This is a genomic window from Marinifilum breve (assembly GCF_003202155.1).
GTDB lineage: Bacteria > Bacteroidota > Bacteroidia > Bacteroidales > Marinifilaceae > Marinifilum > Marinifilum breve.
Genome location: NZ_QFLI01000002.1, coordinates 138,671 through 154,278, shown reverse-complemented (window position 1 = coordinate 154,278; position 15,608 = coordinate 138,671). Strand labels below are relative to the sequence as shown.

At 34.8% G+C, this 15,608-nt stretch carries 16 protein-coding genes; 4 read left to right on the top strand and 12 right to left on the bottom strand.

Annotated features, from left to right (window positions below; translation table 11 throughout):
- Positions 1-92: 92 nt before the first annotated feature.
- Together DF185_RS04685 and DF185_RS04680 are read right to left on the bottom strand one after the other, a co-directional pair.
- Positions 93-1,262: an adenylate kinase gene (locus tag DF185_RS04685; protein ID WP_110359586.1), complete on the bottom strand. Its 1,170-nt coding sequence runs from the start codon at positions 1,260-1,262 to the stop codon at positions 93-95.
- Between the two features lie 93 nt (positions 1,263-1,355).
- A complete protein-coding gene (locus DF185_RS04680) occupies positions 1,356-1,730 on the bottom strand; it encodes a DUF7670 domain-containing protein (RefSeq protein WP_110359585.1) in 375 nt (124 codons plus the stop codon).
- 213 nt (positions 1,731-1,943) lie between these two features.
- Between DF185_RS04680 and DF185_RS04675 the strand changes: the two genes are divergently transcribed.
- From DF185_RS04675 to DF185_RS04665, 3 genes are read left to right on the top strand one after another with little or no spacing between them, the layout of a single operon-like run.
- Positions 1,944-2,345: a hypothetical protein gene (locus tag DF185_RS04675; protein WP_110359584.1), complete on the top strand. Its 402-nt coding sequence runs from the start codon at positions 1,944-1,946 to the stop codon at positions 2,343-2,345.
- 4 nt (positions 2,346-2,349) lie between these two features.
- Positions 2,350-3,381, top strand: a complete 1,032-nt coding sequence (locus DF185_RS04670) for a glycoside hydrolase family 130 protein (protein ID WP_110359583.1) — start codon at positions 2,350-2,352, stop codon at positions 3,379-3,381.
- Between the two features lie 7 nt (positions 3,382-3,388).
- Positions 3,389-4,549, top strand: coding sequence for a glycosyltransferase (locus tag DF185_RS04665; RefSeq protein WP_110359582.1), 1,161 nt, complete (start codon positions 3,389-3,391; stop codon positions 4,547-4,549).
- Here the strand turns inward: DF185_RS04665 and DF185_RS04660 are convergent.
- The 6 genes from DF185_RS04660 to DF185_RS04635 form a co-directional block, all read right to left on the bottom strand.
- Positions 4,546-6,030, bottom strand: a complete 1,485-nt coding sequence (locus tag DF185_RS04660) for a glycoside hydrolase family 130 protein (protein WP_110359581.1) — start codon at positions 6,028-6,030, stop codon at positions 4,546-4,548. The genes DF185_RS04665 and DF185_RS04660 overlap by 4 nt on opposite strands.
- 73 nt (positions 6,031-6,103) lie before the next feature.
- Positions 6,104-6,709 carry a trimeric intracellular cation channel family protein gene (locus DF185_RS04655; RefSeq protein WP_110359580.1) on the bottom strand — a complete coding sequence of 202 codons (606 nt, stop codon included), beginning with the start codon at positions 6,707-6,709 and terminating at the stop codon, positions 6,104-6,106.
- 139 nt (positions 6,710-6,848) lie between these two features.
- Positions 6,849-9,110: an NADP-dependent malic enzyme gene (locus DF185_RS24495; RefSeq protein WP_110359579.1), complete on the bottom strand. Its 2,262-nt coding sequence runs from the start codon at positions 9,108-9,110 to the stop codon at positions 6,849-6,851.
- Between the two features lie 193 nt (positions 9,111-9,303).
- On the bottom strand, positions 9,304-9,768 hold the full coding sequence (locus DF185_RS04645) for a hypothetical protein (RefSeq protein WP_110359578.1): 465 nt from the start codon (positions 9,766-9,768) through the stop codon (positions 9,304-9,306).
- 98 nt (positions 9,769-9,866) lie between these two features.
- The gene (locus tag DF185_RS04640; protein ID WP_110359577.1) at positions 9,867-10,601 is read right to left on the bottom strand and encodes a tetratricopeptide repeat protein; all 735 of its coding nucleotides are present in this window, start codon (positions 10,599-10,601) and stop codon (positions 9,867-9,869) included.
- 104 nt (positions 10,602-10,705) lie between these two features.
- On the bottom strand, positions 10,706-11,575 hold the full coding sequence (locus DF185_RS04635; protein ID WP_110359576.1) for a glucosaminidase domain-containing protein: 870 nt from the start codon (positions 11,573-11,575) through the stop codon (positions 10,706-10,708).
- Positions 11,576-11,784: 209 nt separating this feature from the next.
- Here DF185_RS04635 and DF185_RS04630 point away from each other — a divergent pair, with 209 nt between their 5' ends.
- The gene (locus DF185_RS04630; protein ID WP_110359575.1) at positions 11,785-12,051 is read left to right on the top strand and encodes a hypothetical protein; all 267 of its coding nucleotides are present in this window, start codon (positions 11,785-11,787) and stop codon (positions 12,049-12,051) included.
- A gap of 21 nt (positions 12,052-12,072) precedes the next feature.
- Here the strand turns inward: DF185_RS04630 and cobC are convergent, their stop codons facing one another.
- From cobC to cobT (DF185_RS04610), 4 genes are all read right to left on the bottom strand, one after another.
- Complete coding sequence (cobC, locus tag DF185_RS04625) at positions 12,073-12,603, bottom strand: alpha-ribazole phosphatase (protein WP_110359574.1); 531 nt, start codon at positions 12,601-12,603, stop codon at positions 12,073-12,075.
- A 105-nt stretch (positions 12,604-12,708) separates the two neighbouring features.
- Positions 12,709-13,464 carry an adenosylcobinamide-GDP ribazoletransferase gene (locus tag DF185_RS04620; RefSeq protein ID WP_110359573.1) on the bottom strand — a complete coding sequence of 252 codons (756 nt, stop codon included), beginning with the start codon at positions 13,462-13,464 and terminating at the stop codon, positions 12,709-12,711.
- A gap of 24 nt (positions 13,465-13,488) precedes the next feature.
- Positions 13,489-14,538, bottom strand: coding sequence for a nicotinate-nucleotide--dimethylbenzimidazole phosphoribosyltransferase (gene cobT / locus DF185_RS04615; RefSeq protein ID WP_110359572.1), 1,050 nt, complete (start codon positions 14,536-14,538; stop codon positions 13,489-13,491).
- 23 nt (positions 14,539-14,561) lie between these two features.
- Positions 14,562-15,608: a nicotinate-nucleotide--dimethylbenzimidazole phosphoribosyltransferase gene (cobT, locus tag DF185_RS04610; RefSeq protein ID WP_110359571.1), complete on the bottom strand. Its 1,047-nt coding sequence runs from the start codon at positions 15,606-15,608 to the stop codon at positions 14,562-14,564.

Genomic DNA, 15,608 nt, shown 5'->3' with positions numbered 1-15,608 from the left:
GATTTGACAAAATATCAAAACGAGTTTGTCAAGTTGTAATTTTTGTGTTTTACCGAAAAAAAAAGCCGGTTTTAAATCAACCGGCTTTTTTGTTATCTAATCTTTTTAAATGATTCTATTACAGCTTCACTAAGTCGATCTGCAACCAGATCTTCATCTCCAACACCATCAACTAATTCTAGTTTATTTTGTTTTGAATAGTAGTTGCTCACTTTAGAACTTCTCTTCTCATGCTGTTCTAATCTGTGAATAATGATATCAGTATCCGCATCATAAGCTCGCTTGCTTTGTGTTTTACTACGGGCCGTCAATCTTTTAATGGACTCTAAAGTCGGTACATTCAAGTTGATAGCAGAAGTAACCGTAGATTGTAGTTTTCTAAGTAAACCATCTAATATGTATGCCTGAACAATTGTTCTTGGAAATCCTTTAAAAATAAATCCGTTTGCATCAGGATGCTTTTTGATTTGCCTCTCAATAAGTTTAATGGCAATTTCATCAGGTACAATATCTCCTTTCTCAATATAGGTTTTAGCACTTTTACCCATTTCGGTTCCTTTCTTAATTTCCTGACGCATTAAATGTCCGGTTGAAATATAAACCAAGTTGAATTTTTCTGCTAACCTTCTTCCCTGAGTTCCTTTTCCTGATCCTGGAGGTCCTAGAAGAACTAAATTGATCCAAGATTTTTCAAGCGTTTGATCGATAACATTCGTTAGGCGATCGAAAATTTGATTGATGCCACCCAATCCATCAATTCCATGATAGATTTCTTTTTCTTTATAAAAGTTAGCAACTGGAGCGGTTTTAGTATCATACTCCTGTAATCGAACATTAATTACTTCTTCAGTATCATCAGGTCTGTTCTCTTTTGTTGCCCTTTCAAGCAAACGATTGCGTAATTGATCCGTAGGAACTTCTAGGCTCAACATACAATCTAACTTTGTGTTCATTTTTAGAAGTAAACCTTCTAATATATAGGCCTGTACTGTTGTACGAGGAAAACCATCAAATAAAAAACCTTTAACTTCAGTATTAGTTTTAATTCTCTCCTCAATAATTTGAACTATAATTTCATCGGGTACCAAACCTCCCTTTTTGATTATATCTTTAGCTTGTAGGCCAAGTTCAGTTCCTTCCGCAATTTCACTTCTTAGGATATCACCAGTTGAAATATATGCTAAATTATACTTCTCAACCAGCATTTTAGACTGAGTTCCTTTTCCGGCTCCTGGAGGTCCGAACAATGCAATGTTTAACATGTGGTTAAATTTATGTTTTTTAAGTTAGTTAAGGTTCAAAATTAGTAAATTTTATGCTAGATCTGCCCGTTTTTAATGTTTTTATACGCCTTATTATTTTAAAAACATTCGTACAGAAAAATTAAACTTTTTAGCAATTTTAAAAGCTTCTGCAAACCAACAAAATAGATGAAGGATACCGATTAACATGAAAATTGGAAATATTGGTCCTATCCAGAAAGAGTAATTCACAATGGAGAAAAAGATATATCCTCCAATCAAAAGTACGCACCCAATAAATTCATATTTCCAAACAACAATTAATCCAATCAGCATTATTAAATTGCCTAGAAATAATTTTACTTCCTGATTACTCATCATATCCAAATCAGGTGCACCAATTTCAATAGCAAACCAAACAAAAAATAGGAATAGAAATATTCCTAAAAATCTAGCTAGCCAACGAATAATATTTATTAATAACTTCAAATCAAATTGTATTTTGCCATTTCAATTCAGCGTAATTCAAATATAACCGATTTAAAATGGATTTGAAAGTTTGATCTTAAACTAAATTGCTTTCTAGATTTGATGAACCAAAATTTAATGTTTTAGATGCTTGATTATTAATCAACTTAAGTTGACTTTCTTCAATTAAAGGCGTATATTTTTTATATCAACAAACTATTTAAACTTATTGTTATGAATGCAAATTATATATGTCCACATTGTCGAAACTATCTGAATGTTAATGATAGAATTGTGATTTCAGCAAAAAACGAAAAAGGCCAAAAAGGTGTACTCTTATTTAGTATACACCTTGGTGATTATGAGATTCTTAAGCATACAAATTTCGAAATGGAGAACAATGAAAAGATCTCTATGTTCTGTCCTTGTTGCCACAAAAGCTTATTGGATAAAAGAATTCATGAGAACATTTACAAAATTCTAATGCAGGATGAAGAGGATCAAGAATATGAAATTTTATTTTCAGGTGTATATGGTGAACGTTGCACCTATCAGATTTCCGAAGATAAAGTAGATACCTATGGCGAACATGCTGCTAAATATCTAAACTTCACAAATTTGATTGATATGTCTTGAAATCATGAAGAGACATAAAAATAATCCATTGATTCACCCTGAAGATGTTAAGGCTTCCAATCCTTCGTTTAAGGTTTTAGGAGCATTTAATCCTGGTGCTATACAGTTTAAGGATGAAACTCTTCTTTTAATCAGGGTGGCAGAGAATTCATTACCTGAGGAAAATCACATTACCATTCCGTATTACCACAACAGTGTGGCTAAGGTAATGAGAATTGAGAAGAATGATCCTGAATTAATTTATAAGGATACACGAGGTTATTTTTATAAAGGTGTTGATTATTTAACAACGATGAGCCACCTGAGATTGGCTCGAAGCAAAGATGGTATTCACTTTATTGTAGAGGATAAACCATTTATATACCCTACTTTAGATTGTGAATGTTTTGGCGTTGAGGATGCTAGAATGGTTCAAATAAATGATGTTTTTTACATTAATTATACCGCAGTGTCTGGAGATGGATACGTAACGTATTTAGCTAAAACCAAAGATTTTATAGCTGTTGAAAAACTTGGAATTGTCTTTCCTCCTTTAAACAAAGATGTTGCGTTCTTTCCTGAAAGAATAAATGGGAAATATGCAGCAATTCATCGCCCAGACAATAAAGGGTTTGGCTTGCCATCTATTTGGTATGCAACTTCTCCTGATATGACGAATTGGGGCGAACACATTTGTTTGTTGCGTCCTGATGGATCAAAAACAGAACAACAAAAAATTGGAGGTGGTTCCTCTCCAATAAAAACGGATGAAGGTTGGTTGGTAATATATCACGCGAAAGGAGAAGAAAGCATTTATTCCTTAAAATTACTTCTTCTTGATCTTCAAGATCCTACTAAAATATTAAAGAAAGTAGATACACCCGTGTTGATTCCAGAAATGGAATATGAGAAAAATGGCTTCTTTCCTAATGTTGTTTTTACAAATGGCTTAGTGGAAAAAGATAATGGAGAACTGTGGATTTATTATGGCGCTTGTGATGAGACGGTTTGCCTTGCTATTACAAGTGTAAAAGATCTTTTAAAATATTTTAATTAAGCTTATTATGAGAATTGCATATATTTCAACGTATCCACCTACCGAGTGTGGAATAGCAACTTATACCCAATATTTAAGTGACTCAGTAAGTGCAAAAGGAAAAGAAATTAGAATATTGGCTCAAATTGGAGCAAAGGGAGATAATGTATTTGAGGTATATGCGCCAGATGATAAGGACATTGCTTCTAAATTATTCTTTCATGTAGAAAGATTAACACCTGATATTGTTCAAATAGAACATGAATTTGGGTTGTTTGGAGACCAACGAGGTGTGCAGATTATAGAGTTTTTAATTCGTTGTAACCTAGCTGATACGCCAGTAGTTGTAACTTTACATACTGTTTTTGAAGATCTTAAATATCAAGAAAAAATAATCGTTCAGCATATTTTAAATCTAAGCTCCTCTATAATTGTTCATGAAAACTTTCAAAAAGATATTCTTTTGAATAACTATGATTGCCCAAATCCAATACTTGTTATTCCACATGGAGTTCGTGAAGTAAAGAGAGTTGAGAATGCGAAAGAACTACTTGGTTTGGAAGGAAAACAGGTACTTTTATTAGCTGGTTATATGAGATCAACTAAGAACTTTGAGAAAATTATTGGTTTGCTTCCGAGGTTGGTTGAAAAGAATAAAGATTTAGTTTTACTTATGGCTTCCAGAAGCAGAATTAATGAGCATTCTGACTATAAAGATTTGCTGTACAAATCATTAAATAGTACAGGTGTTAGGAAGCATGTAAAAATCCTATACGGTAAATTTCCTCAGTTTACTCTGGATACAATTTTAAGTGCAGCAGATGTGATGGCTCTACCGTATCTTAAAGGAGGTCAAAGTGGCGTGTTGGCACAGGCATCAGCTTTGCAGTTACCAGTAGTTACATCCGAATTGTTGAGTTTCAAAAATTGGATAGAAGAAGTTAAAGGTGGATTTTATGCAACGACTGATGATGAATATGTAAATCATATCACCAATTTATTACAAGATGGTGATTTGAGACTTGAATTTCAAGAGAATATCCGGATTAATAATGAAAAAATAAATTGGACACAAATTGCGAAAAGGCATATTGAATTGTATGAAAAACTTTTGGTTCCACCTATTGAAGGTGCACAATTCTATTATAGGCCTGAGCGTTTGGGTTCAAACACAAAAATTGTTCATTAATAGTAAATCATCTTATCGAATAATTCCTCTACCTTAAGTGATGCGATCCCAGAGCGTGAATCAGACATTGCATATGGGAGGATCAGCATGTCTTTGTGAATAATGGCGCCGCATGAATACACGACATTAGGCACATACCCATTTCTTTCTTGTTCGTTAGGAATCAAAAATGGATCTTTTAATAAACCGATAACTTTTGTTGGATCTTCCAAATCCAGCAAAATAGCACTTATGGTATAGGTTCGAACCGGTCCAACACCATGAATCAGAAGAAGCCAGCCTTTTTCAGTTTCAATTGGAGAACCACAATTACCAATTTGGAAAAATTCCCAGTAAAAAGCAGGAGGTTTCAAAAGTATTGGATTTTCCCAATGTTTGATATTATCAGAAAACATGATGTACAAGTTTTCATTATCATTCCTGGAAATGGTGGCGTATTTACCATTTATCTTTCTTGGAAATAAGGCCATGCCTTTGCCTTTTGATCCTTCACCCAAAAGAACTGAAACTTTAAAATGACAAAAATCAACAGTTTCGATTAATTGAGGCAAAGCCGTAAAACCATTGTAAGCCGTGTAGGTTGCATAATAAACATGCTTTCCTGCACCATTGCCATTTTTAAATAACACAAACCTGGCATCTTCAACTCCTTTAATTTCATTATTCGAAACAGGAAAAATTACTCGTGCGCTAATATCCAATTCAGGTGAAAATTTAATTTCATAATTAGCGTTGGCTAGCCATAGTAAAGTTTCTATGGCCTCTTCGCTATTTCTTCCTACTTTTTTGTGTTTTATATCCTTCTTTTTCCTAAATATTTGAATGGCTTCCTTTAGTTCATCAAATGTGAATTCATCCAATAAATTGTCTAATATTTTTGATACTAAATCATAAGTGCCGATTTCTTTTAGCTTAAGGCTAAAATCACTTTTTAAATATATAGGATCAGGAGTTCGGTTTACTCGTTCAACCAAAGCGCTGTTTTTTTGTACCAGTAATTCACCATTGGATTTTATTACTCCTCGCCTAAAAACAATTGAGGAAATATGCCCCTCGCCCACGGCTCTAAAACTTAGCAGAACTTTTAATCGGCCAGAATCAGAATCGATAGCCTCAGGATGAACAACAACAGATGGATTAAAAAGCGCAGCAGACTCAATGGAATATTCCATAGTGAAATAAGAGCCTATTAATAGCTTTTGCTCCAAGTTAAAATCATTTTCGAATTCTGTTGTTTTAACAATTTGGTCGAAATTATCCTTAAAAATTCTCTTTATATTACGATGGCGCTTGGAAAAACTTTTTAAAGTCTGATCTAGAATTTTCTTGGCTTCTTCCTCAGGCAACAGAAAGATTCGTTCAAAAATATTCTCAATACGCTTGGAGTTTCCTGGAGTAAAAAAACGAGTTACTACTCTGGAGTCATCCGGAGTAAAATGAAGAACTTGTTTGTTTATAGAAATTGCTTTTTTATTAGCCATCTGAATCCTTTTTAACGAGCTTACTAAATATACGAAATTTCGGCTCGTTAAAGAAAAAGGAATGGCTTACTGGCTAGTATTTTAATACAGGTAATGAGATTCTAAACCTGATGCAAAGCAATCTGAAAAGTATAATGCAAGAAATGGTAAGGAACTGATTTAATGCAGAGTTAATCTCTAAAGAATTTAGTATAATAAATAAAACTCCACCAGCTAGACATGCTGTAGCATAAATTTCTTTCCTGAAAATTAAAGGAATATCGTTACACAAGGTATCACGAATTACACCACCCATTACTGCCGAGAATAAACCCATGATTATTGCCAGAAATGGATGAATATCTAGACTCAATGACTTTTCAATACCGATGAGTGTAAAAACTCCAATTCCAATGGTATCAAAAAGAAACAATGTACGTTTCAAAGTCATGATTGTATTTTTGAAAAGGAAAGTAAGAATAACTCCCAAACTAATGATCACGATATAATTTAAATCACTAATCCAGGCAACTGGAAAGTTACCCAAAATTACATCTCTTAGCGTACCACCGCCAATAGCTGTAATAAATCCAGTAAAGTAAGCTCCAAATAAATCAAGCTTTTTATTTGCTGCAGATAATGTTCCACTGATTGCAAATACTAGCGTTCCAATAAGATCTAGAAAATATATTACACTCATGATTTAAAATTTTTGCAAAAATAGAAAGTCCGTTGATAATACAATACCAATTGCCAATTAAAATGATACTTCTTGATAAAAAAAAGAAAGAGGATGAAATTAACTTCCATCCTCTTCATATTTGTGTTAATTTATTAATCTATCCTTGTGCATCAACTACGGCTATTGCAGTCATGTTTATGATTTCTCTTACAGAACATCCCATTGGTACAATATGGAAAGGTTTCGCAGTTCCTAACAGAATAGGCCCGATATTTTCCAAACCACCAAGATCTTGCATTAGCTTGTAAGCGATATTTCCAGAGCTAAGATTTGGGAAGATAATCGTATTCACATCTTTTCCTTTGATCTTATTAAATGCAAAGGTCTCATCTCTAAGTTTTTTATCAAGGGCAAAATTCAATTGCATTTCACCATCAACTAGCAATTCAGGATGATTTTCGTGCAAATATTCAATTGCTTTGTTGGCTTTTACCGGACTACCTTTTCTTACCGAACCAAAATTTGAATAAGAAACCATTGCCATAACCGGATCAACATTAAATGTTTTTAGTGCACGTGCCGTACTTAATGTAGTGTCTACCAATGATTGTGGTGTTGGCTCTGAATTTACCGTAGTATCAGAGAAGAAAAGTGGTCCCTTTTTGGTCATGATGATGTTCATTCCCACTAGAGTTTTCATTCCGTCCTCAATACCAATTACTTTGCTGGCAATTTTAAGAGCTTCGAAATATCGGGTTGCGTATCCTGAAATGAATGCATCTGCATCGCCATTTTCAACCATCATGGCACCGAAGTAATTTCGGTCGTACATTTTTTCAGCTGCTTCCTTATGAGTTAAACCTTTACGGCCACGTTTCTCACACAAAATATTAGCATAGCTGTCTCTTCTTCTTCTTTCAGCTTCACATCTAACATCAATAATGTCGGCACCAGTTAAATCCAATTCATTTTCTTCAACAATGCGTTGAATATTTTCTGGATTTCCCAATATAATTGGTTTTGCAATTCCTTCGTGCAGTGCAATTTGCGCAGCTTTAAGTATATTAAAGTTGTTTCCTTCCGCAAATACAACACGTTTAGGGAATCTTTTTGCTTTGTTGAATACTGTTCTCAGTAACTCATTTTCAGTTCCTAATCGCTGTTTCAACTCTTCGGCATAAGCATCCCAGTCTGTAATTTCTTTTTGTGCAACACCCGATTCAACAGCCGCTTTTGCAACTGCAATGGAAACACTCGAAACCAATCTAGGATCCAATGCTTTAGGGATAATATAATGTCTGCCAAATACAATATTGGCTTCGTTATAAGCTGCATGAACAGCCTCTGGAACAGGCTCTTTAGCCAACTTTGCAATGGCATGAACCGAAGCAATTTTCATATCTTCATTAATGGCAGTAGCCCTAACATCAAGAGCGCCACGGAAGATATATGGGAAACCTAATACGTTGTTGATCTGGTTAGGATAATCCGAACGACCTGTTGCTACAATTACATCTTTACGAGCATCAAAAGCGTCGTTATATGAAATTTCAGGATCAGGATTTGCTAATGCAAATACTACAGGATTTTCAGCCATTGAAAGAACCATTTCCTTGCTCATGATTCCACCTACTGATAAACCTAAAAACACATCTGCACCCACTAAAGCTTGTTCAAGAGTATCAACATCTTGTGTTGTCATGAACTGTTTTTTCTGCGTATTTAAGTCGGTACGTTTGGTGTTGATTACACCACGACTATCGCACATGATTACATTCTCAGGCTTAACCCCCAATGAAATGTATAGCTTGGTACAAGATATTGCAGCAGCTCCTGCTCCATTTACCACAACTTTTACATCTTCAATCTTTTTATTTCCAAGCTCCAATGCATTTAATAAACCTGCCGCAGAAATAATAGCAGTACCGTGTTGGTCGTCATGCATTACAGGAATATCAAGTTCCTTTTTTAACCTCTCTTCAATTTCGAAACATTCGGGAGCTTTAATATCCTCCAAGTTAATTCCTCCAAAAGTTGGTGCAATAGCTTTTACAGTTTCTACAAATTTATCAACATCAGTAGCATCCACTTCGATGTCGAAAACATCTATATCTGCAAATATTTTAAACAACAGACCCTTACCTTCCATAACCGGTTTTCCGGCCAATGCTCCAATATTACCTAAACCCAGAACTGCTGTTCCGTTAGAAATTACAGCCACAAGATTTCCTTTACCGGTGTATCGATAAGCATCTGCAGCATTTTTTTCAATTTCAAGACATGGTTCGGCAACACCTGGACTATAGGCTAAAGCCAGATCTCGTTGAGTTCTGTATGGTTTTGTTGGAATTACCTCAATTTTACCAGGACGTCCTTCGGCATGGTATCTTAAAGCATCTTTTGAACTAATCTTTGCCATTTGTTTGTTTTTCTTCGTGCAAGAGGCACGGTTAATAGTATTTTGTGAGTTGCAAAGATGCTAATAAAAGAGCGTAAGAAATGTAGAGAATTAGTTAAAAACTGTAATGATATCAGTATCTTACTGAATTACTTTTAATTAAGACTAGTGATAAATAACAGAAATTTTTCTTGAATATACGGGAATCCCAAAGCTATTTTTTGCTTTTGATTAGCAAAGAGTGAGTAAACTTATTTTCAGCTAAGAACTTCTTGTCGTAAGTGTGGCTATTGCCTTCCATATCTTCTACAACAATCTTATTAATTTTCCATTCACCACTTTCCGATTTCTTTTTAAACAAGATTCGACCCAAAAGCATTCCAACTTTGGTTTTTTTCCTGTTCTCACAAGTGGTTTGAATGATTTCCTTTCCCGATGGAGATTCGAAGTATATGTCAACCTTATTTAATCCCTGTAAAGAATAAGCTCTTAATGAAAAATAAAGTGTTTCATCTGATTTGCTTACGTCGATTGATTTTTGAACCAGATTTACGGAGTGTAAATTGAATTTGCCTTTTAATTCATTGCTCGCATATACCGAAAATGACAACACACAAACCGCCAAGAGTAGAATACCCTTGAAAAGAATCTTTTGAATGTGCTTGTAATTTAATCTCATATTCGGATGGCATGAAAATACAATTTCCTATACGAAAGAAAACAAAAAGGGATACTCAATTTTGAGTATCCCTTTCAATTTATATTATTTCTAAGAAATTACTTGATTTCTTTTTTTACAGTAGCCATTGTTTGTAAAAGATCTTCTCTTGTTGGAGCCAATGCTTTTGCTTTAGTTAACTCAGCCATTGCTTTTTTGTATAAACCTTGAGCTTTTGCTGATTCAGCTTTGAACTTTTCTGGTTCTTTGTTAGCAATTGGATTTGCTTTTTGCATGATAGTAGCACCTTGGTTGAAATACAACATACCTAAACCGATTAAAGCATCAGCCTGATATTTTGATTTGCTTTCGCTAGCTTTTTTGTAAAGATCTTCAGCAGCATCCATTTTGTTTGCTTTTTGAGCTTTTTGACCTGAAACTAGGTAGTGCTTTGAAAGAGTTGCAATTAATTTTGAATTTTTAGTAGGAATTGCTTCGATACCTTTTTTCAATGTAGCAACCATTTCGTCCATTTTCTTTTGCTTCTTTTGTACTGAAGCAAGATATTGGTATGATTTTGAAAGTTTATAGTTGTTTGAAACAGATTGAGCAAAGTATTTTTCAGCTTTAGCGTAATCTTTCAATTTATTTGCACAGTAAGCAGCATTAAAAACCAATGCAGGATCTTCGAATGTATCTTCAGCTCCTAAAAATGCTTCATATTTTTCAAGTGCAGTTTTGTAATCTTTCGATTTTACTGCAGCATTACCTTCATTTTTTAGTTGAGCAGCCGATTGTGCGAATAAGCTTGTGGCACAAAAACATACTGCGATAAATAAAATTAACTTTTTCATACTTTGAATTTTATGATTATTTGATTTTATATTTTTCTGTCAAAACAAGCCTAAAAATAACGATTTCAGAGAAAATTCAAATAGAATTAACACAAAAATATTCTTCAATAAAGATTGTTTAGAGGAAATTTATTTAATTGAGCCAATTCAATGGTTTCTTTCTGTAAATACTTATCATCAATCGTATAATTGTCGTATTGAGTAAGCTTATTGTTCGTTATCAGGCTATTGAGTTTTTTCGTATATGCCTCTCCAATCTCCGAATAGCGATGCAATAATGGTACCAATTTACAAGGGTCGTCGGTATTCGATCTCTCTAATCGAAATTCTTTGTAGGCACGAACCCTTGCAATGGTCTGATAATAATCATTTACCGACTCTTCTATGCTAGAATATTTGCGCACATAGATATGAGTAGAATCTCTTCCTACCAAGGCTTTAATTCTGTTCTCTCCTTTGTTGTACGACCATATGCCAAATACATTATTACCTTCCTGAAAAAACCTGGATGACCCCCAACCTGATTCCAAAGCGGCTTGTCCAAGAACAATACTGGCAGGATGTGGTTTTAACCTATTCTTCAATTCTGATATTTCGGAACATTTGTATTGCTCGAACAATTGAAAAAGGAAAATACTATCGCTTTCAATGTAATTAGGATGCTGTGTAAGCCAGGTTTCAATGTGTTCTACTCGCTTAATTTTCTGATTTAAATTGTGTTGAGCCAATAGTACCGATGGCAATAACATTTCCACAAACTTCTGCTTTTTCTCTTTTACAGGAAGCATTCGTAAGGAGATTACTTTGGTATATATATAAGGAGTAATGAGTGTATCCGCAAAGCCACGCACATCGTCTTTGCTTACAATCTCTGCATATTCCGGCGTAACCTTCTCATGCGTGAATACCACACGTTCTGTACATGATATACACATTAAAAGCAAGCAAATCAAAGAAATAAACAGTTGTTTCATGTTGAATTATTGTTAATTCCAGTTTGCTAAAATAGTATTTTATTTTGTGCTGGCAAATTTAAAACTAAAATGATCGTTGATTAGAGAAAGGTTGTTGGGGCAATCAGAAACCCTCTAAATACCATTATACTGCGGAAGCAGCTTAATTTTAGGAAAACATGCATTGCAAGCTTGCAATGCACATTTTATTGCAGAGAAATATGCATCTCATGCATGCAAAGTTTATTTTACGCAAAAAAAATATACTTCACATGCTTGCAAAGAATGTTCCACCAGAAAAAAATGATTTGCACATGCTTGCATTGCTTGTTGATCTCCAAAAAAATATGCTTCTCATGCGTGCAAAGCATGTTTTACCAAAAGAAAATACTCTTTGCATGAGTGTAAAGGGTGTTTTTTTGTTTTCGAGGAGCTTGTTCATTAAAGTGGACCAAAAAAATCCACAAAAAAAGCAGAACCTAATTGGCTCTGCTTAAGCTTATACTATCGAAAGAAACTTATACATATAATACAACCACCTCACCAAATGCTGGTGTTTCGATATTAAATGAATCTTCCAACTTGATGTTCTTTTCGATTGCCTGAATGGTTCGAATTACACCACCATGAGTAAATACTGCAACTTTATTGTGATCCTGTGCTTTCAATTCATTCCAAAATTCCAAAACACGATCGCGAAGCATTACAAACGACTCACCATTAGAGCATTTAAGATTTACGAAATCTTCCATCCATTTCTCAAGGAACGGATCTTTAATTTCGTCCCAAACTTTTCCTTCCCAATCTCCAAAGTGCAATTCCATTAGTCTTTTTTCTTCTTCTGCTTGATCAGGATAAATATCGTTGGCTAGTTTTTTTGCTCTTGAAAGTGGACTTGTATAAATTTTATCAAACTCCACTCCATCAAGTTTTTTCTTAACAGCTTCAAACTCTTCAGGATATGTTTCGGCCAAATCAACATCTTTTTGTCCGTAGCAAACTCCTTGTTCTACTGCTACTGCTGTATGTCTTATAAGGTATATTTCCATTTTATAAAATTATTCGAATTAGTGTGTTTGGATTTCAACAGTCAAGGGGTGACTGATTTGAAAAATAAGTACTAGTCACCCTTTGACTTGCTAAAAAGTTATATTTTAATAGTTTAAAAGTGATAAATAAGATAGGTAGAAGACAATTTCGCAAACCTGTTGTGTTGCACCAATGCAATCGCCTGTATATCCGTTTATCCACTTGTTGTAATATCTTCCTAATAAGAACTTGCAAAGATATACAGGAATTATAATCAGGAAAAATTTAGCAGTTCCTAAAAGAGCCAAAGGCAAAATTCCTGTTAATACCATAAATATAAAATTACCAATGCTTAGTTTCTGCGAATAGTCTTTTGCTTTAGAATTTTCAACTCTCGCATATTGGTGTGTGTTTACCAAAGTGGCTGCTGCCATACGTGTTGTTGAATGTGCTGCAATTAAAATCCAAGGCAATTGGTTTGCCGATATGGAAAACTGGCAATAAAACTTTGTCAATATCAGGAAGATGATTCCCGTAACGCCAAATGCACCAATCAAGGAATCCTTCATAATTTCCAGGATTCTTTCTTTGGTCCAACCGCCACCAAATCCGTCGCATACATCCATAAAACCATCTTCGTGTAAAGCTCCGGTTAGCAAGGCTGTTGCTACCATGCTCAATATCACTGCTAAATTAAAGGGTAAAAGGATGTAACTCACATAAAAAACAAGAGCCGCCACTCCACCAATTATTAGGCCAGCAATAGGAAAATATTTTATGGCTTCGTGCTGATATTCCTTTTTAAAATCGACCCATCTTGGAAATGGAATTCTTGTGAAAAAGGATAATCCTGTAAAGAAAATATTGAATTCGCGTTTCATGTTTTTCTAAGCTTTAGACTGATATTATTCATTAATGACTTTATCGCTATTGCTTACGCCAGCATCCTCGAAACTAGCCATTTGATTCAAGAAGTTAACTGCTGATTCGATAATTGGATAAGCTACAGCAGCTCCGGTTCCTTCGCCCAATCGCATGCCCAAATCTAAAATTGGATTGGCATTTAAATGTGCCAGCATATGCTTGTGCCCATTTTCGTTCGATTTGTGCGTAAAAATACAATATTCTAACACTTTAGGATTCATTTTAGATGCAGCCAAAAGTGCTGATGTAATGATGAATCCGTCTACCATGATGACCATTTTCAGTTCGGCAGCCTTTAGCATTGCTCCTGTAATCATTACGATCTCAAATCCACCAAAGTGAGCGAATATATTTTCAATTGTTGAATCACCTTTATAGTTCTCAACAGCTGATTTTAAGATTTCATATTTTCTTTTCAAGCCTTCATCATCCCATCCGGTTCCTCGGCCAACACACTCCTTTAAATCTACATCAGCCAACAAATGCAACAAAACAGCTGCAGAAGAGGTGTTTGCAATACCCATTTCACCAAAACCAATGATATTGGTTCCACCTTTATGAGCTTGTACAACCAAATCAGCTCCCCTTTTAATGGCTAGTTGAAATTGTTCTGCAGTCATCGCGGCACCATTAAGGTACGATTTGGTTCCATGGGCAATTTTGGCATCAATTACATTCCACTCTTTGTCGAAATCGTAATTTACACCTGCATCAACGATTTTTATATCAATACCATTCTGACGACCAAATACATTGATAGCAGCTCCTCCAGCCATAAAGTTGGCAACCATTTGCCAGGTTACTTCTTGTGGATAAGGGCTAACGCCATCCAATGCTATGCCATGATCACCAGCAAAAACCATTATTGTAGGTTGTTTTAAATCTGGGGATAAGGTGTTTTGAATGCAACCTATCTTAACAGCCAATTGTTCCAACATTCCTAGCGAACCAATTGGTTTGGTTTTAAAATCAATTTTGTGTTGAAGTTGTTCAATCAACTCTTTGTTTGGAGTTTTTATATCGAAATTCATATTGAAATTGAGTTTAATCTGGTTTATATTTCTTCTGTTGCTTCGCTAACGCCAGCATCCTGAAAGGAAGCCATCTCGTTCATGAATTGAGCTGCACTCTTTATTAAAGGAAAACAAACCATTGCTCCGGTTGCTTCGCCCAAACGCATACTAATATCAAGAATTGGTTCGCCACCCATGATGTTTAGCATTTTAATGTGAGCTTGTTCATTCGATTTATGTGCAAATAAGCAATAATCCTTAACCTTAGGATTGATTTTAAATGCTGCCAGTAATGCCGATGTAATGATGAATCCATCAATTAAAAGTGTCATTTTTAGTTCGGCAGCTTTTAACATGGCCCCAACAATCATCACAATCTCAAATCCTCCAAAGTGAGTAAGCACATCAATTGGATCCTTTGATTGATTGTATTTTGAAAGGCCTTCGTTTAAAAGATCGAATTTACTCTTCACACCTTCTTTATCTAATCCGGTACCTCTGCCAACACACTCCTCCAAAGAAATATCACCTAAAAGGCTAAGTATTAGTGAAGCTGATGAAGTGTTTCCAATTCCTTTTTCACCGAAAATTATGAAGTTGCAACCATTTTGGTGAATTTCTTCAATTACCTCGGCACCTCGTTTAATTCCTTCGAGGCATTGTTCTTTAGTCATAGCTGGTTCCAGTCGGTAATTTTTAGTACCGTAGGCCAACTTTCTATTAATTATAGGAAGGCTTGGATCAAAGTCATGATCAACACCCGCATCAACTACATTAAATTTGATACCATGTTGTTTGGCAAATACAGTTGATGCTGCGCCACCTTCCATATAATTGTATAGCATTTGATAGCTAACAGATTTTGGATAAAAACTAACTCCATCATCAGCAATACCATGATCTCCAGCAAATACAACCACATTAGGATTGTTAATTGTAGGATTCAGGCTATTTTGAATTTTCCCTAGCTGGAAAGCAATTTTTTCCAACATTCCCAACGAACCAATAGGTTTGGTTTTCGTATCAATCTTCTCCTGTAATTCTTTATTTAAATTATCTGATAAAGAATCAATTTTAAATTCAATCAT